General features: G+C 73.2%; 20 protein-coding genes. 9 read left to right on the forward strand and 11 right to left on the reverse strand.

Going from position 1 to position 22,120, the window contains the following annotated elements:
• Positions 1 to 45 precede the first annotated feature (45 nt).
• The 3 genes from VKK44_RS14320 (at position 46) to VKK44_RS14330 (ending at position 4,414) form a co-directional block, all read left to right on the forward strand.
• Positions 46 to 1,110, forward strand: a complete 1,065-nt coding sequence (locus VKK44_RS14320) for an SRPBCC domain-containing protein (RefSeq protein WP_343447462.1) — start codon at positions 46 to 48, stop codon at positions 1,108 to 1,110.
• A gap of 138 nt (positions 1,111 to 1,248) precedes the next feature.
• A complete protein-coding gene (locus VKK44_RS14325) occupies positions 1,249 to 2,667 on the forward strand; it encodes a non-reducing end alpha-L-arabinofuranosidase family hydrolase (RefSeq protein WP_343447464.1) in 1,419 nt (472 codons plus the stop codon).
• Between the two features lie 19 nt (positions 2,668 to 2,686).
• Entirely contained in the window at positions 2,687 to 4,414 is a 1,728-nt protein-coding gene (locus tag VKK44_RS14330) for a cellulose binding domain-containing protein (protein WP_343447465.1), read from the forward strand.
• A 135-nt stretch (positions 4,415 to 4,549) separates the two neighbouring features.
• Here the strand turns inward: VKK44_RS14330 and VKK44_RS14335 are convergent, their stop codons facing one another.
• Complete coding sequence (locus tag VKK44_RS14335) at positions 4,550 to 6,115, reverse strand: pectate lyase family protein (RefSeq protein ID WP_343447467.1); 1,566 nt, start codon at positions 6,113 to 6,115, stop codon at positions 4,550 to 4,552.
• A gap of 442 nt (positions 6,116 to 6,557) precedes the next feature.
• Complete coding sequence (locus tag VKK44_RS14340) at positions 6,558 to 6,974, reverse strand: ArsI/CadI family heavy metal resistance metalloenzyme (RefSeq protein ID WP_343447469.1); 417 nt, start codon at positions 6,972 to 6,974, stop codon at positions 6,558 to 6,560.
• A gap of 92 nt (positions 6,975 to 7,066) precedes the next feature.
• Between VKK44_RS14340 and VKK44_RS14345 the strand changes: the two genes are divergently transcribed.
• Genes VKK44_RS14345 through VKK44_RS14355 form a run of 3 tightly spaced genes read left to right on the forward strand, consistent with a single transcriptional unit; the run spans position 7,067 to position 8,567 of the window.
• A complete protein-coding gene (locus VKK44_RS14345) occupies positions 7,067 to 7,429 on the forward strand; it encodes an ArsR/SmtB family transcription factor (protein ID WP_343447470.1) in 363 nt (120 codons plus the stop codon).
• Positions 7,426 to 8,163, forward strand: coding sequence for an MIP/aquaporin family protein (locus VKK44_RS14350; RefSeq protein WP_343447471.1), 738 nt, complete (start codon positions 7,426 to 7,428; stop codon positions 8,161 to 8,163). The genes VKK44_RS14345 and VKK44_RS14350 overlap by 4 nt, the downstream gene beginning before the upstream one ends.
• Entirely contained in the window at positions 8,160 to 8,567 is a 408-nt protein-coding gene (locus VKK44_RS14355) for an arsenate reductase ArsC (protein ID WP_343447472.1), read from the forward strand. Before VKK44_RS14350 ends, VKK44_RS14355 begins: the two co-directional genes overlap by 4 nt.
• Before the next feature lie 21 nt (positions 8,568 to 8,588).
• Here VKK44_RS14355 and VKK44_RS14360 read toward each other — a convergent pair whose 3' ends face one another.
• A complete protein-coding gene (locus VKK44_RS14360) occupies positions 8,589 to 9,551 on the reverse strand; it encodes a DMT family transporter (RefSeq protein ID WP_343447474.1) in 963 nt (320 codons plus the stop codon).
• On the opposite strand from VKK44_RS14360, the gene VKK44_RS14365 reads away from it, so the two are divergent.
• The 3 genes from VKK44_RS14365 to VKK44_RS14375 all read left to right on the forward strand — a co-directional run bounded on the left by VKK44_RS14365 (position 9,550) and on the right by VKK44_RS14375 (position 12,407).
• Entirely contained in the window at positions 9,550 to 10,941 is a 1,392-nt protein-coding gene (locus VKK44_RS14365) for an aminotransferase-like domain-containing protein (RefSeq protein WP_343447475.1), read from the forward strand. The two genes, VKK44_RS14360 and VKK44_RS14365, sit on opposite strands and share 2 nt — an antisense overlap.
• Before the next feature lie 107 nt (positions 10,942 to 11,048).
• Complete coding sequence (locus tag VKK44_RS14370) at positions 11,049 to 11,681, forward strand: helix-turn-helix transcriptional regulator (RefSeq protein ID WP_343447476.1); 633 nt, start codon at positions 11,049 to 11,051, stop codon at positions 11,679 to 11,681.
• A 114-nt stretch (positions 11,682 to 11,795) separates the two neighbouring features.
• Positions 11,796 to 12,407, forward strand: a complete 612-nt coding sequence (locus VKK44_RS14375; RefSeq protein WP_343447477.1) for a response regulator transcription factor — start codon at positions 11,796 to 11,798, stop codon at positions 12,405 to 12,407.
• On the opposite strand, the gene VKK44_RS14380 is transcribed toward VKK44_RS14375, so the two are convergent.
• From VKK44_RS14380 to VKK44_RS14415, 8 genes are all read right to left on the reverse strand, one after another.
• The gene (locus tag VKK44_RS14380; RefSeq protein ID WP_343447478.1) at positions 12,337 to 14,118 is read right to left on the reverse strand and encodes an ABC transporter ATP-binding protein; all 1,782 of its coding nucleotides are present in this window, start codon (positions 14,116 to 14,118) and stop codon (positions 12,337 to 12,339) included. The two genes, VKK44_RS14375 and VKK44_RS14380, sit on opposite strands and share 71 nt — an antisense overlap.
• A complete protein-coding gene (locus tag VKK44_RS14385; protein ID WP_343447479.1) occupies positions 14,115 to 15,782 on the reverse strand; it encodes an ABC transporter ATP-binding protein in 1,668 nt (555 codons plus the stop codon). The genes VKK44_RS14380 and VKK44_RS14385 overlap by 4 nt, the downstream gene beginning before the upstream one ends.
• Positions 15,783 to 15,846: 64 nt before the next feature.
• Entirely contained in the window at positions 15,847 to 15,966 is a 120-nt protein-coding gene (locus VKK44_RS14390) for a SapB/AmfS family lanthipeptide (RefSeq protein ID WP_343447480.1), read from the reverse strand.
• A 41-nt stretch (positions 15,967 to 16,007) separates the two neighbouring features.
• Positions 16,008 to 16,127 (reverse strand): SapB/AmfS family lanthipeptide, encoded by a 120-nt coding sequence (locus VKK44_RS14395; protein ID WP_088974649.1) that lies wholly within the window; start codon positions 16,125 to 16,127, stop codon positions 16,008 to 16,010.
• Positions 16,128 to 16,196: 69 nt separating this feature from the next.
• Positions 16,197 to 18,746 (reverse strand): class III lanthionine synthetase LanKC, encoded by a 2,550-nt coding sequence (gene lanKC / locus VKK44_RS14400; RefSeq protein WP_343447481.1) that lies wholly within the window; start codon positions 18,744 to 18,746, stop codon positions 16,197 to 16,199.
• 226 nt (positions 18,747 to 18,972) lie between these two features.
• On the reverse strand, positions 18,973 to 20,124 hold the full coding sequence (locus VKK44_RS14405) for a helix-turn-helix domain-containing protein (protein ID WP_343447482.1): 1,152 nt from the start codon (positions 20,122 to 20,124) through the stop codon (positions 18,973 to 18,975).
• The gene (locus VKK44_RS14410) at positions 20,114 to 20,281 is read right to left on the reverse strand and encodes a hypothetical protein (protein ID WP_343447483.1); all 168 of its coding nucleotides are present in this window, start codon (positions 20,279 to 20,281) and stop codon (positions 20,114 to 20,116) included. The genes VKK44_RS14405 and VKK44_RS14410 overlap by 11 nt, the downstream gene beginning before the upstream one ends.
• 208 nt (positions 20,282 to 20,489) lie before the next feature.
• Complete coding sequence (locus VKK44_RS14415; protein ID WP_343447485.1) at positions 20,490 to 21,719, reverse strand: helix-turn-helix domain-containing protein; 1,230 nt, start codon at positions 21,717 to 21,719, stop codon at positions 20,490 to 20,492.
• Positions 21,720 to 22,120: the final 401 nt, after the last annotated feature.

Consider the following 22,120-nt stretch of genomic DNA (forward strand, 5'->3'; position numbering starts at 1 on the left):
CGACCGCGCCGGTCCGCCGATCGGCGCGGGCCGTAGAGTCTCCGGGTGATCGAGATCGCCACCGAGGTCGACCTGTTCCATCAGCCCGCCCGGATCTGGCGGGCGTTGACCGAACGGGCGCTGCTGGCCAAGTGGTTCGCCGACAGCACACCGCGGGACGACCGCTGGTTGCTGGCGACCGCGGCGCTGCCCGGCTACGACGCCGACACCGAGGTGGAGCTGGTCGAGCTGCGCGCCCCCCGACGGCTGGTGGTGCGGTGCCGGGAGGGGGACGAGCGGGCCACCCGGCTCGCCTGCGACCTGACACCCAGCGGGCACGGCACCCGCCTGTCCGTCCGCGAGGTGCTGGAGGAGGGCGACTGGGACGCCGACGCCCGCGCCGGGCAGCACGAGCGGGCGCTGACCGGGCGGCTGCCGGCGATCCTCGACTGGCTCGCGTTCCAGGAGGTGGACCTGCGCCGCGCCGAGGGTGGGCTGACCGCGGAGCTGCCGGTGGTCCGCCTGCTCGGCGACGAGCGCGGTCGCCCCCGACGGCGGCTCCTGCTGGCCGCCGGCGCGGTGCTGCTGCTCGCCGGCGGCACCGGGGCGGCGTTGTGGGCGACCCGGGACACCCCGCCGTCGCCGGCCGCCCCGCCGTCGCCGCCGGCGCTGGTCCTGCCCACCACCACCCCCGCCGCGTCGCCACGGCCCACCACCGCCCGACCCACGCCGAGCGCCAGCCGCCGCAGCGCCTCCCCCTCGCCGTCGCCGTCCCGCTCCCCCAGCCCTACGCCGAGCCCGACGCCGTCGGTCGCCGCCGTCGGGCTGACCGCGACGTACCAGACGGTCACCGACCGGGTCTTCGGCTACCGGGGCGAGGTGGTGCTCCGCAATCCCGGCCCGGCTCCCCGCCCGGATTGGACGGTGACCGTGACGCTCGGCGACGGCGCCACCGTGGGCTCGGTCAACGGCGCCGAGGCGGCACAGGACGGCACCGTGGTCACGTTCACCGGCACCGAGTTGCCGCCCGAGGGCTCGGTCACCATCCGCTTCGACGTCCGGGACCCGGACCCCCTGCACGACGCCCCGGAGTCCTGCGCCGCCGACAACACTCCCTGCACCACGCCCTGACCCCCCGCCTGCCATCCACACATTTCTATCGTTGAGGTCATGGGAGCGCTCCCGTAACATACCTGGCGCGGCTGTTAACGCTCACAAAACATCGCCCCCGCGAATGCGCGAGCCGCCACCACCACAGGAGGAAGCCCCATGTCCAGATCCAGAGCGGCCAATGTCGGCCTGGTGTCGGCCGGTGTCGCGTTGCTGGCCTCGGCCGGCGTCGTCGCGGCGCTGCCGGCCGGCGCGGCAGCCGCCGGTTGTTCGGTGAAATACACCGTGTCGTCGCAGTGGGGCGGCGGCTTCGGCGCCGAGGTCGCCATCACCAACCTCGGCGACCCGGTTTCGGGCTGGACGCTCACCTGGTCCTACGGCGCCGGCCAGACCGTCACCCAGGCCTGGAACGCCACCGTCACCCAGAGCGGCGCGAACGTCACCGCCAAGAACGTCAGCTACAACGGTGCCATCCCCACCAACGGCACCACCTCGTTCGGCTTCAACGGCGCCTGGACCAGCAGCAACCCCGCCCCCACCAGCTTCGCGCTGAACGGCGTCAGCTGCACCGGCGGCACCACCACGCCGACCACCTCGCCCACCGTGTCCCCCACGACGTCACCCACCAGCTCGCCCACGACGCCGCCCACGACGCCGCCGCCGGGTGGCACCTGCGCGTTGCCGTCGAGTTACCGGTGGTCCTCGACCGGGGCCCTGGCGCAGCCGAAGTCGGGTTGGGCGTCGCTGAAGGACTTCACCGTCGTGCCCTACAACGGCAAGCACCTGGTGTACGCGACCACGCACGACTTCGGCTCGTCGTGGGGTTCGATGAACTTCAGCCCGTTCACCAACTGGTCCGACATGGCCTCGGCCAGCCAGAACGGCATGTCGCAGGGCACCGTCGCGCCGACGCTGTTCTACTTCGCCCCGCGTAACATCTGGGTGCTCGCCTACCAGTGGGGTGGCACCGCGTTCTCCTACAAGACGTCGTCCGACCCGAGCAACCCGAACGGGTGGTCGTCGGCGCAGCCGCTGTTCACCGGCAGCATCTCCGGCTCCGGCACCGGCCCGATCGACCAGACGCTCATCGCCGACGACCAGAACATGTACCTGTTCTTCGCCGGTGACAACGGCAAGATCTACCGGGCGAGCATGCCGATCGGGAACTTCCCCGGCAACTTCGGCGCGAACTACACCACCATCATGAGCGACACCACGAACAACCTGTTCGAGGCCGTGCAGGTCTACAAGCTCCAGGGCCAGACCCGCTACCTGATGATCGTCGAGGCGATCGGCGCGCAGGGCCGCTACTTCCGCTCCTTCACCGCCACCAGCCTGAACGGCACGTGGACGCCGAACGCGGCCACCGAGAGCAACCCGTTCGCCGGCAAGGCCAACAGCGGCGCCACCTGGACCAACGACATCAGCCACGGAGAACTGGTCCGCACCACCGCCGACCAGACCTTCACCGTCGACCCGTGCAACCTCCAACTGCTCTACCAGGGCCGGGCCACCAACTCCGGCGGCGACTACGGCCTCCTGCCGTACCGACCGGGCCTGCTGACCCTCCAGCGCTAGTCGGACGAGGAGAGATTCGATGAGGAGACTCAGACTGCCCCGTACCGCGCTGGTGACGGCCGGCACGGTGCTGCTCGCCTCGGCGGCGGCTGCCGTGGCGATGCCGGCCGGGGCCGCAGCCGCCGGCTGTTCGGTGAACTACGCGGTGGCGTCGCAGTGGCAGGGCGGCTTCGGCGCCAACGTCACCATCACCAACCTCGGCGACCCGGTCTCGGGCTGGACGCTCACCTGGTCCTACGGCGCCGGCCAGACCGTCACCCAGGCCTGGAGCGCCACGGTCACCCAGAGCGGCGCGAACGTCACCGCCAGGAACGTCGACTACAACGCCGCCATCCCCACCAACGGCACCGCGTCGTTCGGTTTCAACGGCTCGTGGACCAGCAGCAACCCGGCGCCCACCAGCTTCGCGCTGAACGGGGTCACCTGCACCGGCGGCACCACCCCGACCACGTCGCCGACCAGCTCGCCCACCCCCACGCCGACGCCGACGTCGTCGCCGTCCACCCCGCCCCCGAACGGGCCGGCGGACATCACGGTGAACACCGCCACGAAGTACCAGACCGTGGACGGGTTCGGCGCGGCGGTGTCGATCTGGGGTGGCGCGTGGTCGACGGCGGAGACGCAGACACTCGTCGGGTTGGGCCCCAACCAGCTCGGCCTGTCCATCGTGCGCACCGGCCTCTCGCCGGTGTCGAGCGAGTGGGGAACGCAGGTCAGCGCGCTGAAGACGGCGAAGTCGTACGGGTCGAACGTGAAGATCATGGCGTCGCCCTGGACGGCGCCGGCGGCCTGGAAGACGAACAACAGCCGCACCAACGGCGGCAAGCTGAGGACCGACTACTACGACGACTACGCCAACCACCTCAACAGCTACGTCCAGTACATGCGCAACCAGGGCGTGACCATCGACGTCACCTCCGTGCAGAACGAGCCGGACTGGCACCCCGACTACGACTCGATGGACTGGAGCGGCACCGAGTTGCAGACCTTCGTGCGCGAGCAGGGCGCGAAGGTGCAGAACACCAAGCTTATGGTCGCCGAGGCGGTGAACCTGAACTACAGCTACACCGACCCGACGCTGAACGACGCGGCGGCCCGCAACAACATCGGCTACATCGGCGGGCACCTCTACGGCACCGAGGCGTCCGGCCGGCTGAAGCCGTACCCACTGGCCCAGCAGTACAACAAGCCGGTGTGGATGACCGAGTGGAACCTGCACGAGGCCGACGGCAGTGGCTCCAACATCTGGGGCAACCCCAGCAACGCGACGGTGTGGAACGAGACGCTGGACGACATCATGCGCACCGTGCACAAGTCGATGGAGTCCAACTGGAGCGCCTACGTCTGGTGGTACGGCAAGCGCTACTACTCGTTCATCGGTGACGGCGAGGCCGCGTACGGCACGACGGCGGGCGCGCCGCTGAAGCGCGGTTACGCGTTCTCCCAGTACGCCAAGTACGTCCGCCCCGGCTACCAGCGGATCGGCCTGACGAAGAGCAGCAAGGCCTCGCCGCTGGAGGTGACCGCCTACCAGGGCGACGGCAAGGTCACGCTGGTGATCCTGAACCGCTCGACCAGCGCGGTGAACAACGCCGTCATCCAGGCGCCGCAGAACGTGTCGAAGGCGGAGTACGTCGCCACCTCGCAGAACGCGAGCGCGGCGAGCCAGCCGGCCGGCGTGAACGGGAACCAGGTCTCCGTCAACGTCGGTGCCCGCAGCATCTCCACGGTGGTGCTGACCCTCTGACCGTGCCGGGCGGGCGGATGGGACGCCCATCCGCCCGCCCGGTCCTGCCCGACCAGCGGCGCCGCCCGGTGAGCGGCCCACCACCCACGCGGGACGGGGACGGCCGGGTCCGCCGCCCCCGCCCCGTGCCGGCCGTCAGCTCGCGTACGTCTCGAACTCGCCGACCCTCGGCGTACCGTTCGAGCTGTTGATCTTGAAGTTGATCTTCTGTAGCGACGTTGCGGCGAAGGTGATCGAGCCCGCCCCGCTCCCCGAGGCGAGGACCGCGCCGGTGTCGTTGTTGACGAGCTGCCACGACCCGATCGAGCCCTGAGTGCCGGACGGCTCCCGGATGACCACCCGGGACACCCGGGTGGCGGAGCCCCACTTGATCGAGATGGTGCCGGTCGAACCGGACGGCGACCACCAGGTGCCGAGGCTGGCGTCACGCACGTTGCCGTAGCTGGTGCCGTCGGCCTTGCTGGAACCGTCGGCGCCGGCGCCGGACGCGAGGCTCAGGTTGGTCCCGCTGGGCGGCGGCGGGCTGGTGGTCGTCGGCGGCGGGGTGGTCGGCGCGGGCGTGGTCGGCGTCGGCGTGGTGGGCGGCGGGGACTGCGGCGCGCAGTTGCCGTCCGACGTCCGCAGGCCGGTGTTGGCGCCCGCCGTCTGCCGGACGATGTCCGGCACGCAGCTCGCCCCGTCCAGCCGGTACGAGTAGGGGATGGCGACCGTGGTGGTGGACGTCGGGTTCGGCCCGGCCGGGTAGTTCTCGTTGCCCGGGGCCGACCAGGTCACGTTGTCGAAGATGTTGCCGCCGACCTGCCAGGTGCCGCGCTCGTTGGTGTAGAAGGTGCCGAGCACGTCCTTGGAGTTGCGGAAGTAGTTGTTCTCCACCTTGGCCCGGGCGCCGGCCCGGGAGTTGATGCCGGACTCGTGCAGCCCCGAGTAGTGGTTGTTGTACATGTGGGCGACGCCACCGCGCAGCAGCGGCGTACGGGAGTCGATGTTCTCGTAGAGGTTGTGGTCGAACGTGATGAAGCTGTTCGACCGGTCGCTCTCACTGGAGCCGATGAGACCGCCGCGGCCGGAGTTGCGCAGGATGCTGTAGGACAACGTGACGTACTGGGTGTCGTCCTTCATGTCGAAGAGGCCGTCGAAGCCCTCCGCCTCGCCGCCCGACGCCTCCAGCGTGACGTGGTCGACCCAGATGTTGCGGACCGTGCTCTCCATGCCGATGGCGTCGCCGCCGTTGGAGGTGGGCGAGCCCGACTTCTTGACGTTCCGCACCGTGACGTTCTGGATGATGATGTTGCGGGAGTCGCGGATGTGGATGCCGAGCTGGTCGAAGACCGCGCCGCCGCCCACCCCGATGATGGTGACGTTGCTGATCTCCTTCAGCTCGATCACGCCGGCCGCGGTGTTGCAGCTCGAACCGGACACCTTGGCGGTGTTGCCGTGGTTGATGGTGCCGGAGACCTCGATGACGATCGGAGTGCTGCTGCTGGCCCGGTTGCACAGGGCGGTGTGGATCGCGGTCCCGGTGGTGGCGCGCACGGTCTGGCCGCCCGCGCCGCCGGTGGTCCCGCCGTTCTGGCTCGCGTACCCGGTGGCGGTCCCGACCGCGGCCGACGCCTGCGGGGTCGGCATGGCCACGGCGACCGCGACCCCCACCACCGCCGTGGCCAGGGTGGCCTGAAGTCGCAGTGCGACTGGTCGTCTCATTGACGCCTCGATTCGTTTTCGCGCATGCCGGATCGACCGGCTGTCGCCGAACAGGAAGAGGTGAATTGCCGCGACGCGATCAGGCGCGCCGCCAGCGGCGTTCATCCATTCGCGGTGCCCGGCCCGCAAATGAAACATCGATGTGACGCAATCGTAAGAAAGCGCTTTCGCCCAGGGCAAGGGCTGGCGTTTGCAGGTTTTTTGCAGGGGCTCGGGCCGTCGCCCCGCGCGTTCGGCGGGAGCAGCGCCACGGGACGCAGCGCGACCCGGCGCCGACGGTCACCGCGGGGCGCGAGGGCCGGGCGGGACGTGTCGGCGCCGGGTTGCGGCGGGACGGTGCGAACAGCGTCGTGGTGGACCACGCCGGGTCGGGGCGGGGCCGCCGTTCCGACCCGACCTGTCGGGTCAGGTCAGGAACCGTCCCGGCGGCCGGACGCCGCCCCTAGGCGGCGGGGGCGCAGCAGGTGCTCTCGGCGGGCTTCGCCAGCCGCGGTGAGTCGGCCTTGACGGTGTAGACCTCCCAGCGCTCGTCGCCGGGGCCGCGCACCCACACCTTGTCCTGAAGCGCGTAACAGCACTCGGTGTCGTTCTCCGCCAGCGTGATGAGGCCGGAGTCGGTCAGGCGCCGGGTGGCGGCGTCGACCTCGTCGGTGCTGGACACCTCGACGCCCAGGTGATCCAGAACGGTCGGCCGGTCGGCCTCACCCTCAAGGAGCACGAGCTTCAGCGGCGGGTTCTCGATGGCGAAGTTGGCATAGCCGGGGCGGCGCTTGGCCGGCTCGACGCCGAACAGCTTGGCGTAGAACGCGACGGAGCCTTCGAGGTCGGACACGCGCAGCGCGAGCTGGACTCGGGACATGGTGACTCCTCCTGACAACCGGTTCTTGTCTAGATGACTGTCGAAGCAGCACCCACGTTGCCTGCTGTTTCGAAATCTGTCAAGCTAGACGCATGTCAAAACAAGCGGCCCCGGACGCGGTCGCCTGCTGCTCCCCGATCACGGCCCGTCCCCTGGCACCCGATCAGGCCGCGGCGGTCGCGCCGCTGTTCAAGGCGCTGGGTGACCCGATCCGCCTGCGGCTGATGTCGATGATCGCCTCGGTGCCGGAGATCTGCGTCTGCGATCTCACCCCGGCCTTCGACCTGTCCGGGCCGACCATCTCCCACCACCTCAAGGTCCTGCGCGAAGCCGGCCTGGTCGACTCCGACCGGCGCGGGACCTGGGTCTGGTACCGGGTCCGGCCCGAGGTGTTCCGGCAGCTCGGCGCGCTGCTGGAGGTCACCGCCGCCCCCCGCGACGGGCACCCCGCGTGAGCCTCGCCCTGGCCCGGCGGGCATCGGCGGAGTTCGCCGGCACCGCCCTGCTGGTCACCGCCGTCGTCGGCTCGGGCATCGCCGCCACCCGGCTCTCCCCCACCGACACCGGGCTGCAACTGCTGGAGAACGCGATCGCCACCGCCCTCGCCCTGGGCGCGCTCATCCTGACGTTCGGCCCGGTCTCCGGCGCGCACCTCAACCCGGTCGTCTCCGCCGTCGACTGGTGGCTCGGCCGTCGCGCCGGCACCGGCCTGACCGGGCGCGACCTGGTCGCCTACGCCGCCGCCCAGACCGGCGGCGCGATCACCGGCGCCGTCCTCGCGCACCTGATGTTCGGCCTGCCGGCCGTGACCCGGTCCCGCACCGACCGGGCCGGCGGGCACCTGTGGCTGGCCGAGGTGGTCGCCACCGCCGGGCTGGTCCTCCTGGTCTTCGCCCTGGCCCGCTCCGGCCGCACCTCCACCGCGCCGCCCGCCGTGGGGGCGTACATCGGCGCGGCCTACTGGTTCACCTCGTCGACCTCGTTCGCCAACCCGGCCGTCACCGTCGGCCGGGCATTTTCGGACACGTTCGCCGGCATCGCCCCGGCCTCGGTGCCCGGCTTCCTGGTCGCCCAGCTCGTCGGCGGCCTGGTCGCCGTCGCCGCGCTCGCCCTCTGGTACCCCCACGCCGGCGACGCCGCCGACGCCGTGGTCGTTCCCCACCTCACCCCGGAGACCGAAACGCGATGAGCCGCAAACCCACCGTCCTGTTCGTCTGCGTCCACAACGCCGGCCGCTCCCAGATGGCCGCCGGCTGGCTGCGTCACCTCGCCGGGGACGCCGTCGAGGTGCGCTCCGCCGGCAGCGAGCCCGCCGACCGGATCAACCCCGTCGCCGTCGAGGCCATGCGCGAGGTCGGCATCGACATCACCGACCGGACGCCGGCGCGGCTCACCTGGGACGCCGCCGAGGCCAGCGACGTCATCGTCACCATGGGCTGCGGCGACGCCTGCCCGGTCTTCCCCGGAAAACGCTACGAGGACTGGCAGCTCACCGACCCGGCCGGGCAGTCCCTGGACGTCGTCCGCCAGGTCCGGGACGAGATCAGGGGCCGGGTGGCGCACCTGATCAGCACGCTCGACGGTCCGGCCTAGCCGGCGCCACGCGCGCGGGCACTACCGTTGGCCGGCGCGTTGCGGGTGGGGCCGGGCGTGGCCGCGCGGGCGGGCGACGCCCCGGGTGCGTTGGATGAGCACCACGCAGGCCAGCAGCGCCCCCGCCACGACGACGGCGGCCGGGGTGATCGCCTCACCGAGCAGCAGCGCCGACCAGACCAGCGTGAGCACCGGCTGGACGAGCTGGATCTGGCTCACCTTGGCGATGCCGCCCCGGGCCAGCCCGGCGTACCAGGCGAAGAAGCCGAGGAACATCGAGACCAGCGTGAGGTAGCCGAACGCGGTCCAGCCGGCGGCGCCCGCCCGTGGGTGGTGGGCGACCGCGGCCACCGCCGCGATCGGGATCGTGACGGGCAGCGAGAGCAGCAACGCCCAGCAGATCGTCCGGGCGCCACCGAGCTGACGGGCCAGGACCCCGCCCTCGGCGTACCCGAGGCCGCACAGCACGACGGCGGCGAGCAGGAACAGGTCCGCCAGGGAGAGCGTGCCGCGCATCGAACCGCCGGTGGCGAGGAACGCGAGCACCAGCGCCAGCCCGGCGGCGCTGGCGTACCAGAACAGCGGTGGCGGTCGTTCGCCGGCCCGGAGCACCGCGAAGACCGCCGTCATGGCGGGCAGCACGGTGACGACGACCGCGCCGTGCGCGGAGGTCTGCGTGGTGAGCGCGAGCGACGTGAACAGCGGGAAGCCGACGACCACGCCGAGCGCGACGACGGCCAGCCGCCGCCACTGGCCCGGGGTGGGGCGCGGGGCCCGGGTCGCTCGCAGGTACGCCGCCGCGAGCAGCGCCGCGCCGACGGCCCGTCCGAACGCGACGAACCACGGGTCGAGCGTGTGCACGGCGACGCGGGTGGCCGGGAGCGACATGCTGAACGCCAGCACGCCCAGCGCGCCGAGCGCGATGCCGGCGCCCGGCCGGGCCGTTACCGTCGTGGGGTCAGTAGCGCTACTCTGGGCCGTCATGAATGATGGTAGCGCTATCGACCGGGTTGTCCACCACCTGCGCCGGCTGGCGTTGGCCGCCGCGCCCGGCACGCGGCTGCCGTCGGTGCGGGAGCTGACCGCCCACCATCACACCTCCCCGGTGACCGTCGCCGAGGCGACCCGGCGGCTCGTCGCCGAGGGCCTGGTCGAGACGCGATCGGGTCGGGGCGCGTTCGTGGCGGCCCGGCGCGCCGAACCGCCCCGCCCGGACCTGTCCTGGCAGACCGTCGCGTTGGGCCCCCGGCGGTCCGGCGGGGAGGAGATGCAGGCGCTCCTGGCGTTGCCGCCGGCCGGGGCCATCCCGTTGACCGGCGGCTACCTGGACGCGGACCTCCAGCCGGCCGCCGCGCTCGGCGCGGCGCTCGCCCGCGCGGCCCGCCACCCGGCGGCGTGGCAGCGCGGTCCGGTGGAGGGGCGGGCGGACCTGCGCTCCTTCTTCGCCCGCGAAACCGGCGGCGGCCTGCGCGCCGAGGACATGGTGATCTGCCCGGGCGGGCAGGCCGCGCTCGCGTCCACCCTGCGGGCGCTCACCGTCCCCGGCGACACGCTGCTGGTCGAGTCCCCCACCTACCTGGGCGCGCTGGCCACCGCGCGCGCCGCCGGGCTGCGGGTGGTGCCGGTGCCCGCCGACGCCGACGGGGTACGCCCCGACCAGCTCGCCGCCGCGTTCGCCCGCACCGGCGCCCGGTTGTTCTACTGCCAGCCGCTGCACGCCAACCCGCACGGCGCGACGCTCAGCCCCGCGCGGCGGGCCGAGGTGGCGACCGCGATCCGCGAGGCGGGCGCGTTCCTGGTCGAGGACGACTACGCCCGTGACCTGACCATCGACGGCGAGGCGCCGCCGCCTTTGGCCGCCGACGACCCGGACGGGCACGTGGTCTACCTGCGGTCGCTGACCAAGCCCGCCGCGCCCGGCCTGCGGATCGCCGCGCTGGGCGCGCGGGGACCGGCCGGGGAGCGCCTGCGCGCCGCGCGGCTGCTCGACGACTTCTTCGTGGCCGGGCCGCTGCAACAGGCCGCGCTGGAGTTCCTCGCCGCGCCGGCCCGGGACCGGCACCGCCGTACGCTGCGCAAGGAGCTGCGGGCCCGCCGGGACGCGCTGCTCGCGGCGCTGGACCGCCACCTGCCGGAACTGACCCCGCCCGACGTTCCCCGCGGCGGCCTGCACCTGTGGGTCCGGTTGCCGGACGGCACCGACGACGTCGCGGTGACCGCGACGGCCGCCGCCGAGGGGGTCACCGTGTTCCCCGGACGGCCCTGGTTCGCCGCCGAACCGCCGGCGCCGCACCTGCGCCTCACCTACGCCGCCGCCCGGCCGGAGGCGATGGACGAGGCGGTCCGCCGGCTGGCCGTCGCACTGGGACGCTGACGGCCCGGTCCCGCCGCGCCCCGACGGGCAACCACATGGCGGGATCGTCCGGTGAACGGGCCCGGCAGGGGGTGACCCGTCACGCCCCGGTCGGGCACAGTAGTCCCGTGAGTGATACTCGTAGCCAGTCACCAGCCGGTCCGACACCGGCGATCCGGGTCGCCGTGCTCGGCGCACCCGGCCTGTGCCGGACGCTCGTGGCCGGGGTGGTCGCGGCGGCGGCCGACTTCGAGGTGGTGGCCGAGGGCGACACGGACGCCGGCGACCTGTGCCGCCTCGCCGACCTGGCGCTGCTCGACCTCCACCCGGAGGACGAGCCGGCGACCGTGGTCGCGGCGCTGCGCGCCGCCGCACCGGCCTGCGCGGTGGTGGTGTTGACGAACCGGCCGAGCGCCCGGGTGCTGCGACTGGTGCTGCACCTGTGCGTGCGTGGGGTGGTCGCCAAGGACGTGCCGCCGGAGGAGATGCTCGCCCAGTTGCGGGCCGTCGCCCAGGGGCGGCGCGCCATCGACCCGCTGACCGCCGCCGCCGCCCTGGACACCGCCGTCAACCCGCTCAGCGAACGGGAGCGGCAGGTGGCCGCCACCGCCGCGAAGGGTCTGCCCAGCCGGGAGATCGCCGCGTTGCTGCACCTCGCTCCCGGGACGGTCCGCAACCATCTGTCCAGCCTGCTGCGCAAGACCGGCGGACGGAACCGCTGGGAGGCGGTGCAACGCGCCCAGGAGGCCGGCTGGATCTGACAACAGGCCGACACCTGGTGTCGTCGGCACACTGTCTTAAATAAGATTCCTGACGGCTGGTTATCAGTTGTTCACGATAGGTCAGGAAGACGGGGGTCATGGCAGGGAGTCGACATGGTCCGCACGTTGCTCGCGTTCAAGGGACGGCTGGTCCGGGGCGCACTCGCCCACCTGCTGGCCGCCCAGGGCGACATCGACGTGGTCGCCGAGGCGGACACCCCCCACGCCGTCCGGGCCGCGCTGCTCAGCGAACGCCCCGACGTGACAGTGGTCGACATCGACGTCGTACCGGTGAACCAGCTCACCCGGCTCGCCGCCGCGGCCGACGGCAGCCACGGCGGCCGGCTGCTGGTGCTGGTGGACCAGCATCGGGCCGGGCGGCTGCGCGCGATGTTCGCCGAGCATCGCGGGTGGATCGGCTTCCTCAACCGCGACGTGCCGCCCGACCGGATCGCCGAGGGGGTCCGGCAGGTCGCCGACGGTCAGGTCGTGCTCGACCCGGACCTGGTCGTCGCCGCGCTCGAGATGGCCGACAATCCGTTGACCCCCCGGGAGCGGGAGGTGCTGGACGTGGTCGCCGAGGGCCTGCCGGTCCGCGAGATCGCGCAGAAGCTGGGCGTCTCACCGGGGACGGTCCGCAACCACCTGTCGCACATCATGGCGAAGACCGGCGCCCGGACCCGCTGGGAAGCGGTGCGGACCGCTCGGGACGCCTGCTGGATCTGACCCGGTCCCCGGCGCCCTCCCAGTAGCCCACCATCTCCCGGTACGCCGCCGAGCCGGCCAGCAGCCCCTGGTGGCTGTCCAGGTGGGCCTGCCCGCCGTCGAGCAGGAGCACCCGCCGGGCCCGCACCGCCGAGCTGATCCGGTGCGCGATCACCACGAGGGTGCCGGGCCGGGCGGCGAACGCCAACTCCAGGCGCGCCTCGGTGGCCGGGTCCAGGTGGCAGGTCGCCTCGTCGAGGATGAGCAGCGGCGCCGGCGACAGCCAGGCCCGCAGCAGCGCCACCTGCTGGCGCTCCCCCGCGGACAGCGCCGCCGGTCGCAGCGTCGCGTCGAGGCCACCGAGCCGGGCCACCAGACCGGCCAGGCCGAGCCGGTCCGTCGCCCGGATGATCGTCGGGTCGTCCAGGTCCGGCCGCAGGTAGCGGACGTTGTCCCGGACCGTGCCGGTGAACACGTACGCCTCCTGCGGGATCAGCACCCGGCGGGCGGCCAGCTCGGCCGGGGTCGCCGCGCCGGTCGGCGTGCCCGCGACGTGGACCGTGCCCGACCCGGGGCACAGCACGCCGGCCATCAGCCCTGCCAACGTGGACTTGCCGATCCCGCTCGCGCCGACGATCGCCAGGTGGTCACCGGCCGGCACGGTCAGGTCGAAGCCGTCGAGCACCGGCGCGGCGTGCGGCCCGTACCGGAAGGTCACCGCCCGCAGCGACAGCGCGGGCGCGGCCGGGTCGGGCGGCGGCGCCGCCGTCGCGCCGCCGGGCTCCCCCGGGGGTACGCAGGTGCGCAGCAGCCGGTCGAGGGTGACCACGAAGCGCAGGCCGCCGGCCGCCACGCCCTGGAACAGCGTGTGCAGCGCCGGCTGGATGCCGTGCACGACGTAGACCAGCGCGCCGAGCAGCGCGCCCGGCCCGAGGCCGCGCCCGAGCAGCCACGGCGCGGTCAGCAGCAGCACCGGCACCGGCAGCCACCCGCCGACGGCCAGGCTCAGGCTGCGCGCGGCGGCCATGGTGGCCAGCCGTCGCTCCACCCGCGCCTGCGCGTCGACGTGGCCGCCGAGCCAGCCGACGACCCGGTCCCCGGTCCCGCTGACCGTGACGTCACGATGGCCGGTCACCGCGACCACCGCGTCCCGGCCGAGCCGCTCACCGGCCCGGACGTACTCGCGTTGCCGGGCCACCATCGCCGGCAGGGCGGCGGCGAAGAGCAGCAGACCGGCGAGGACCGGCACGGTCACCAGCAGCGCGACCGGGGCGGCCAGGGAACAGAGGCCGACGACGGCCGCGCCGGCGGCGAACACGAAGCCCCGGACCACCATCAGCAGGCCGGCCCAGGTGTCCCGGACGATCTCCACCTGGTGGGTCAGCCGGGTCACCGCCGCGTCGTCGACCCGCCCGTCGCTCGCGCCGGCCAGCGTGCCCGCGACGACCCGCCGCAGCAGGTCGTCGCGGAACGGTTCCACCACGTCGCCCAGCAGCCCGTACGCCTGCCGGGTGCCGAGCGCGCCGACCAGCACGGCGAGCGCCAGCAGGCCCAGCCAGAGCAGCCCGACGCCGGGCCGACCGGCCAGGAACCCGCCGTCCACGGCGCGCGCGGTCAGCAGGCCGGTCAACGCCGCCGGCAGCGCCTCGGCCAGCGACCAGCCGGCCAGCCGCAGCAGCGGACGGCGTCGCGTCGACAGCTCCGCGCGGACCACCGCGCCGACGGTGGTCACGACCGGAACACCGCCCGGTACGCCGGGTCGTCCCACAACGCCCGGTGCGGGGCGACCGCGCGTACCCGACCACCGTCCACCCAGGCCACCAGGTCGGCGCGGGCCGCGGTGCCCACCCGGTGGCTCACCACCACCCGGGTACGCCTGTCGTCGCGGCCGGTGAGCGTGTCCACCACCCGGTGCTCGGTCACCGTGTCCAGGCTGGACGTGGCGTCGTCGAGGATCAGCAGCCGTTCGGCGCGCAGCGCGCGGGCCAACCCGAGCCGCTGCCGCTCGCCGCCGGAGAGGGCGAGCCCGGCCAGCGGGGTGCGGTAGCGCTCGGGCAGCCGCTGCACCACGTCGTCGACCTCGGCGGCGCGGGCCAGCGGCACCGGGTCACCGCCGCAGCCGACCGCCGCGCCGACCGTGTCACCGACCAGCACCGGCCGCTCGAAACCGTAGCCGACCGCCCGGCCCAGCGCCGTCGGCGTCAACTCCCGCAGCGGCACGCCGTCCAGGCGTACCTCGCCGGCGTCCGGGTCACGCAGCCGGCCCGCGACGGCCGCGAGCAGTGACTTGCCGGCTCCGGACGGCCCGACCACGGCGAGGAGCGTGCCACCCGGCACCCGCAGGTCGACCCGGTCGAGCAGCGGACGCCCGTCGTCGTCGCGGACCTCCACCCCGCTCAGCTCCAGCCGGCCCGACCCGGGCGGCAGGTCCCGGTCGCCGTGCGGGCGGAGTGGCTCGTCGAGGATCTCGGCGGCACGACCGCAGCCGGCGCGTACCCGCACGGCGGTGTTGACGGCGGCGATCGCGGCACCCAGTCCCGCGCCGATCGTGGCGTACTGGAGGGCGGCGAGCAGCTCCCCCGGGGTCAGCCGGCCGGCCGACAGCGACCAGCCGCCGACGGCGACGACCGCCAGTTGCAGCAGCGGGTTCAGCAGGGCGCCCCGGGCCGCCGCCCCGGCGAGCACCCGCCAGGTACGCAGGCCGTGCCGGCGCAGCTCGGGCAGCGGCGCGAGCACCCGCTCGACCTCGTGCCCGGCGGTGCCGGCGGCGGCGATCGTCCGGGCGCCGGCGAGCGCCTCGACCAGCCGCCCGGCCAGGTCTCCCTGGGCCCGCTGGTAGCCGGCGACCGCGCCGGACGCCTCGCTGACGAACCGCCGCAGCAGCACGGCCAGGAGCACCAGCCCGACCACGAACGTCAGGCCGAGCCAGGGATCGATCAGGGTGAGCGCGACCAGGCTGCCCAGCGGTGGCAGCAGCACGCTGCCGACCAGGACGACGGTCGGGGCGGCCTGCCCGGCGTCGGCGACCTGTCCCACCATGCGGCCGACCAGGTCGCCCACCGGCCGGCGGCCCGCGGTGCGCGGATCGAGGGCGAAGAGGTGGTGGACCAGGGCGTGCCGCAGCGCGGCGACCGAGCGGGCGCCGGCCGCGCCGGTGCCGTAGTCGTGGGCCGCCCGCGCGCCGATCAGCACCAGCACCAGGGCGACGACCACGGCGAGCCACCGGTCGGACGACGACCGCGGCGCGACGCCGACGGCGGCGTCCACCGCCCGGCCCAGCACGGCGGGAAGCGCCAACTGGGCCGCCGCCTCCACCACGGCGAGCACCGCCAACACCGGCGTCCACCAGCCGGCGAACGCCACGGCGCGCAGTGCGAGCCGGTCAGCGGGGGTCATCGGTCCTCCCACGGGCGCGGGCCCCGGACCGGCGTGAGCCGGCCCGGGGCCAAGCGACTGATCGTCAGTGGCAGGTGGTGACGCTCAGCGAGCTGTCGCCGCAGAGCAGCAGGCTGGCGTTGCTGCCACCGCCGGTACGCTCGGCGGCCGGCAGTTCCATCCCCTGAAGGTCGAGCAGAGCCATGTCGATTCCTCTTTCTCTCGTGACGTCGATGGTCGGGTGGGTCACTTACAGGTGGTGACGCTCAGCGAGCTGTCGCCGCAGAGCAGCAGGCTGGCCTGGCTGCCACCGCCGGTACGCTCGGCGGCCGGCAGTTCCATCCCCTGGAGGTCGAGCAGAGCCATGTCGATTCACCTCCTCTCCATCACGTCGGTTCGGGTCGCCCCGGGGGAACCGGGGGGTCGGTGGGCCGCTCAGTCCGCGCCCGCGACGCGCGTCGCGCCGGGCAGCGGGGTGAGGAACGGCAGTTGGAGCGCGCCGTCCGGCCGGGTGGCGGCGAGCGCGGCGAGCACGCCGGCGGTGCCGGTGGCCAGGTCCATGGAGAGTCGCAGCAGCTGGTCGCCGGGGAACGCGGTCCGGTCCCGGTACGGCAACGCGTGCCAGCCGAGCAGCCGGGCCTGTTCCCGGGCCGCGTCCCGCTCCCCCCGCTCGGCGAGGTACGCGACGATCCCGGCGCGGCCGGCGAAGAGGCCGGACTGCGCGTAGAACGGGAAGTCGGCGCATCGGCGGATCGCGGTGGCCTCGTCGCGCAGCTCGTCGTCGGGCCGGTGACGCAGGTACCGGTCGAGCACCAGTCCGATGCCGACACTGCCCTCGGCCAGGTAGGGCATGGTCCGCCAGCCCTCGTTGACCTCCAGGTGCCCGGCGTCGCGGCGGACGCAGCGGCGCAGGTCCTGGCGCAGCGCGGTGCGCGCGTGGTCGAGCAGCTCGTCGTCGCCGTGCCGCTCGTACATCCGGAGCAGCATCAGCGCCACGCCGGCCCCGCCCCGGGTCAGCCCGGCGTACGGGTGTCGTCCGCCGCTGATCTCGGCGACCGAGTCGACGTCGCCGAGCCGGCCGACCACCACGTCGACGGCCTGCCGGGCCGCGTCGGCGTAGCGCCGCTCGCCGGTGAGCGCGCCGAAGTGGGCGAGGTTGAGCGCGATGCCGGACAGCCCGCCGGTGAGGTCGTCGCGCAACTCCGTCCAGGGCTGGTCGAGGCAGAGGTCGAGCAGGCGCAGCGCCTCGTCCCGGTGCCCGAGCAGGTCGAGCACGTACGCGATGCCGTTCAGCCCGTCGTAGAGGCCGAGCCGGCTGCCGGAGGCGGGTTGGCGTACCCGGTCGATCAGCCACTGCTCGTGCGCGGGGTCGGTGCCGGCGCCGCTTTCGTGCAGCGCCCAGAGCACCCCGGCCGCGCCGTACGCCAGGTTGAGCCCGCCGTCGGCGCCGGCGAACTGGCGGATGTCGCCGGGGAAGAGCCGGTCGTCGCGGTCCGGGGTGGCGCTGGCGGTGATCGCCTCGGCGAGCCGGTCGCGCAGGCCCGGCCAGTCGTCCGGGTCGATCGTGACGGCACGTCGCAGGTCCGTCGGGCGACTGCCGACGATCACCTCGACCGCCTCGTCCAGCAACTCGCGCGGCACCGGGAAGTTCTCGGCGATCACGTCGGCCAGGTGCGCCGCCTTGGCCGGGGCCAGCCGCAGCATCGCGGTCAGCGGCAGGAACAGGGCGAGCCGCAGGCAGGCCAGCGCGTAGCGGTCGACGTCGACGCCGGTGCGGTCGCGGGGCGCGGCGAACGCCTGGTTGCGCAGCGCGGGGCGGGTCGCCTCGGCGACGTCGGCGGCCACCTCGAAGTCGATGAGCGTCACCGCGCCGTCGTCGCCGACCATGATGTTGAACATGTGGAGGTCGCCGTAGACGATGCCGTGCGCGTGGATCGCGGCGACCGCCTCGGTGACCTGGCGGTGCACGTCGAGCGCCCAGCGGGTGTAGTCGGCCCGGTCGGCGTCGAGGTGCACCAGCGGGTACCGCTCGACCACCACCTGGTTGAGCGGCCGGCCCTCGACGAAGGCCAGGGCGAGGAACTCGTGCCCGCCGAAGCTGAACTCGTCGTGCACCCGGACCAGGTGCGGCACGTCGGCCAGCCGGCGCAGCGTCTGCGCCTCGCGGCGCAGCCGGGTGACCGCGTCGGTGCCGGTGGCGTCCAGTCCGGCGTGCGGCCGGGCCTCCTTGAGCACCACCCGCTGGTCGGTCCGCGTGTCACGGGCCACGTAGAGGCCGCCGCCGTTCGAGAAGTGGATCACCTTCTCGATCCGGTACGGCAGGTCGGTGGTGCTGGCCGCGTTCCGGGCGGCCAGGTGCGGGGCGAGGAAGTCGGGCAGCGTCACCCACTCCGGCACGTGGAACACCGGGTCCCGCCGGTCCGGCACGAGCGTGCCGTCCGGAGTCTCGATCGCCGGCACGGTCTGCCCGTCGTCGGAGACGCAGTAGCGGGCCGCGAAGCCGCCGTAGCGCAGGTGCACCGGGCCGTCGCCGTAGCGCAGGTCGCTGAGGATGTACGGCCCGGTCTCGCCGTCGAGCAGGTCGGCGAGTTCCTTGGCGGTCAGCTCCAACTCGGCGTCGTCACGCGGGTAGACGGTGACGAACTTCCCGCTGGCGCCGCGCCGGGCGTACTTGCTGTTGCGCATGAGCAGCAGCCGCGGGCCGCGCAGGTGCTTGAACGCGATGCCGCGGGGCCGGCAGTACTCCACCACGCGGGCCAGCACGCGCTCCGCGTTGTCGAGCCGGGCCGACACGTGGATCTTCCAGCCCTGCGCGGGGAGGGTCCCGCCGACCGGGCCGTGGATCAGCCAGTCGTCCTTGACCTCGCACTCCCAGCCGTCCGGCACCGTGCCGGTCGGGTAGGCGTCCGCCTCGGCCGTGGTGCCGGCCAGCGAGTCGTAGAAGAGCGGATCGACCGCGCAGTACGAGTCGTACCGTTCGTCCATGTCGGTTGCCTCCACCGGCTGATCGGTTGACGTCAATCCTGCGGATGGCGGAGGCGTGGGCCCAGTGCGACAAGTCATGACCGACCGATGAGTTTCACCCCCCGAAGTCGTGACAACAGCGGAGTTTGAAATCGTGAATACCCCGTGACCAGTCCCGGAGCACGCCCACCTCGCCAGTCCTCGCCGATCTTGGGCTTGTGGTGCCACGGTATGCCGGTTTCGCTCCTTATCGGAGGTGCCACCACTCCAGCATCGGCGCTTCGGTCGAGAGCTGGGCGACCAGGGCGCGCGCCGTCGGACGGTGGCGGATCTCGGCCGGCGCGAGGCGCTCCGCCCGGACCAGGGCCTTCGCCGCGCGCTCGGCGTCACCCACCATCAGGTACGCCCGCGCGGCGTCCACCAGATGCGCGGCGCGATGCTCCAGCGGCAGCCACCGCCACCCCTGCACCGCGATCGCCGCCTCGTGCCGGGCGACCGCCTCCGCACCGTCGCCCCGTTCCACGGCGGCGACCACCCGGGCCACGTCCACCGCCGCCGGCCCGAACGCGGTCCGACAATGGTCGTGCCCGTCACCCACCCGGACGGCCATCTCCGCCGCCTCGTCCAACAACTCACCGGCCGCACGCCCGTCGCCGGCCCGCGCCGCCGTCAACGCCGCCTGCGCCAGCAGCGTCCCGCACAGCGACAACTCTTCCGGCGTACCCGAATCGGGGTCGCGCGGCGCGACCCGGTACGCGGCGGCCAACAGCACCGACCGCGCCCGCGCCGACGCCCGCAGCACCGGCCCGAGCTGCACCGCCGCGCAGGCCAGCAACGTCCGGTCCCCGGTCGCGGCCGACATCGCCCGGTCGGCGGCCAGCCAGGCGAGACTCGCCTCGTCCAACTTGGTCAGCAGCGCCGCCGCCACCCGGTACGCGTCCACCACCACCGCCCGGCCTGCCTGCGGGTCCCGCGCCTGCCAGCGTTGGACATCGGTCAGCAACGCCGGAAGCTGCTCGACCACCTGCGGATAGCGGGCATGCCGGTAGGTGTCCCAGGCGTGCGCCACGGCCCGACCCCACCGGTCCGGCGGCGTCTCCCGCCCGGCCGTCATCCCGTACGTGGACAGGGCCGCCCGGATGCGCGCGACGCCCTCGCCGCGCTCGGCCACCTCGGCGGGCCGGACATCGTCACCGAGCAGCATCGCGGCGTCGACCCGCAGCACCGCCGCGATCTCCCGGATCGTCGACACCCGCTCCAGCGAGCGTACGCCGCGTTCCACCTTGTCCACCCAGCTCTTCGACTTGCCCAGCCGGTCGGCGAACGTCTGCTGCGACAGCTTGCGGCGCACCCGCAGGTAGGCAACGCGCCGGCCGATCGGCACCCGCTCACCGGTCACGACGCCACCGCCGGTCCGGCACCGCGCGGGTGGTGTCCTCGACGGGTGTTCGTTCCGCCTCGGCCTGCGCGATGATCCGCTGCCGGGCCGCCTCCTGCTCGGCGGCTTCCGCCTGTTCACCTGGGCTCTGTTCCGGCTCGCGCTGGCTACCGCTCATGTGCGACCTCCTGGAAGACGCGGCGGTGATGCCCTCGGGGAACGGCATCACCGCGCTGTTCAGGGGCGCGACTCGCGACTGAGGTGACGTCCCGTCATCTCAACGATCGCGGCCCGTATCCAGAGGTTCACCCAGCGAGATTTCCGCAGCCAGGTGCAGAACAGACCAGGGCAAATAGTCCGCAAAAATGGTCGTACGTCGCGTACGACTATGCGCCGACCAGTGATGCCAACTCGGCCAACTCCTTGGTCATCGTGCGCCGCCGCCGTTCAGCGATCGATTTCACGATGTCCCGGGCGTACCGCTGCTGCCGAAGCCAGGCCGGTGCCCGGTCCCGCAGGTCCATGAGCACTCCGGTCGCGTCCGAGTAGGTGCCGGTCTGCACATGCGACCAGGCGACGTCCAGAAAGTGCCGCTGACGAGACGAGGGTGTCACCTGCGGGGATCGGTGCACCTGCCGTGCCAGCGCAAGCGCCTCGTCCGGGCGCCCCGCGATCACCGCCGCCTCCACGCGCATCAGGTGCACGCCCTCGGTCGAGTAATCGTTCCCGATGAGATCGGCGTCCGGGTAGCGCCGGTCGCCGAGCCGATGTGCGCCGGCCGCCGCCAAGTCCAGCATGTCGCGGGCGTCATCGTGCCGCGCATCCCGCACCGCTGCCGAGGCTGCCTTGATCAGCAAGAACCCCCACGCCGCCAAGTCGGCCGGGGACGCCGTGGACAGCTTCGGCTCGACCTGATCGGCGGTGCGCACCGCGAGGACTTCCGCCTCCCCGAACCGGGCCTGCCGCAGCAGCAGCCAGCACATCGCCGCGACCGCCGCAGGACCGACCGTCGGGTCACCGCTAGGCCGGGCATGATCGAGTGCTGCGGTGAGCGCGACATGCGCCAGGTCGACCCGGCGAAGCTGGATGAGCAGCCGACCGGCCAACTGGTGCGCCTGGGACGCGAGCGCATGCGCGGCCAATCGCTCGTCGCCGTCGGCGATATCGACGAAGGTTCGCGCCTCGTCCAGCAGGCCAGGGATCAATGTGAGCGCGGCAGCGTAGTCGTTGGCGTGATAGATCGTGTTGGCCGCGAGGATCGAGCGGCGCACGTCAGCGGCGGTCGGTGGGCCGATCTCGGGCTCGTCGAGCACCGAACGCCCGTCGAGGCCGGACACCGGCGTCAGCGCCCGGCGGACGGCCACGAGGCCGAGTGGCTCGGCGTTGGGCTCGCGCATCGCCTGCGCCTGTGCGGCAGAGCCCATCAGGGCAGTGGTGGGGACGCCGAGCGCGGTGGCCAGCTTGTTCAGCGTCGACATGCGGGCACTGGTGCGTTCGTTCTGCTCCAGCTTGCGGATGGTCTCCACGCTCACACCAGCCTTCTCGGCCAGACGTTCCTGCGTCAAGGTGGACTCGGTGCGCAGCTTGCGCAGGTGATCACCAATGGTCGTGAGCATGGCAGCCTCCCCGGCAGCGGACTGTGCCCCGAACCCGCCGGCCGTCCGACGGGCCACCACTTCGGACGGTACACCGAGCCGCCGACTCGATGGTGACGGTGAGCGTTCGAAACGCGACAGCCGGTGCAGCACACGATGACATCGAGGCGCTCAACGGAGTGCGCCCCCGACCCTCACGCAGGGACGCCGATTCGTGCGCCCGGACCGACCCACGCCCGGCGCGCATGGGCTGCATTACCAGCAGACCGCCGCTCCCAGACGCTCGAACTTGTTCTTCGGGAAGTCGAGCGGGCCGCTCGGCAGCAACATTGATGGCCGACAGCAGACTCTTGCCGCCAACGTGCAGTTAAGGCCGAATTATCCCGCCAGCCCAGACAATTGCCATCAGTCTGCCGCACGCC

Origin of the sequence: Micromonospora sp. DSM 45708 (assembly GCF_039566955.1) — a bacterium.
Taxonomy (GTDB): domain Bacteria; phylum Actinomycetota; class Actinomycetes; order Mycobacteriales; family Micromonosporaceae; genus Micromonospora.

Bases quoted from the DNA above. Each gene is read 5' to 3' on its own strand.
- VKK44_RS14335 (WP_343447467.1), bottom strand. From the start codon at position 6,115: ATGAGACGACCAGTCGCACTGCGACTTCAGGCCACCCTGGCCACGGCG.
- VKK44_RS14390 (WP_343447480.1), bottom strand. From the start codon at position 15,966: ATGGCTCTGCTCGACCTTCAGGGGATGGAACTGCCGGCCGCCGAGCGT.
- VKK44_RS14415 (WP_343447485.1), bottom strand. From the start codon at position 21,719: ATGCTCACGACCATTGGTGATCACCTGCGCAAGCTGCGCACCGAGTCC.
- VKK44_RS14410 (WP_343447483.1), bottom strand. From the start codon at position 20,281: ATGAGCGGTAGCCAGCGCGAGCCGGAACAGAGCCCAGGTGAACAGGCG.
- lanKC (WP_343447481.1), bottom strand. From the start codon at position 18,746: ATGGACGAACGGTACGACTCGTACTGCGCGGTCGATCCGCTCTTCTAC.
- VKK44_RS14345 (WP_343447470.1), top strand. From the start codon at position 7,067: ATGTCAAAACAAGCGGCCCCGGACGCGGTCGCCTGCTGCTCCCCGATC.
- VKK44_RS14325 (WP_343447464.1), top strand. From the start codon at position 1,249: ATGTCCAGATCCAGAGCGGCCAATGTCGGCCTGGTGTCGGCCGGTGTC.
- VKK44_RS14385 (WP_343447479.1), bottom strand. From the start codon at position 15,782: ATGACCCCCGCTGACCGGCTCGCACTGCGCGCCGTGGCGTTCGCCGGC.
- VKK44_RS14375 (WP_343447477.1), top strand. From the start codon at position 11,796: ATGGTCCGCACGTTGCTCGCGTTCAAGGGACGGCTGGTCCGGGGCGCA.
- VKK44_RS14340 (WP_343447469.1), bottom strand. From the start codon at position 6,974: ATGTCCCGAGTCCAGCTCGCGCTGCGCGTGTCCGACCTCGAAGGCTCC.
- VKK44_RS14365 (WP_343447475.1), top strand. From the start codon at position 9,550: ATGAATGATGGTAGCGCTATCGACCGGGTTGTCCACCACCTGCGCCGG.
- VKK44_RS14360 (WP_343447474.1), bottom strand. From the start codon at position 9,551: ATGACGGCCCAGAGTAGCGCTACTGACCCCACGACGGTAACGGCCCGG.
- VKK44_RS14355 (WP_343447472.1), top strand. From the start codon at position 8,160: ATGAGCCGCAAACCCACCGTCCTGTTCGTCTGCGTCCACAACGCCGGC.
- VKK44_RS14395 (WP_088974649.1), bottom strand. From the start codon at position 16,127: ATGGCTCTGCTCGACCTCCAGGGGATGGAACTGCCGGCCGCCGAGCGT.
- VKK44_RS14330 (WP_343447465.1), top strand. From the start codon at position 2,687: ATGAGGAGACTCAGACTGCCCCGTACCGCGCTGGTGACGGCCGGCACG.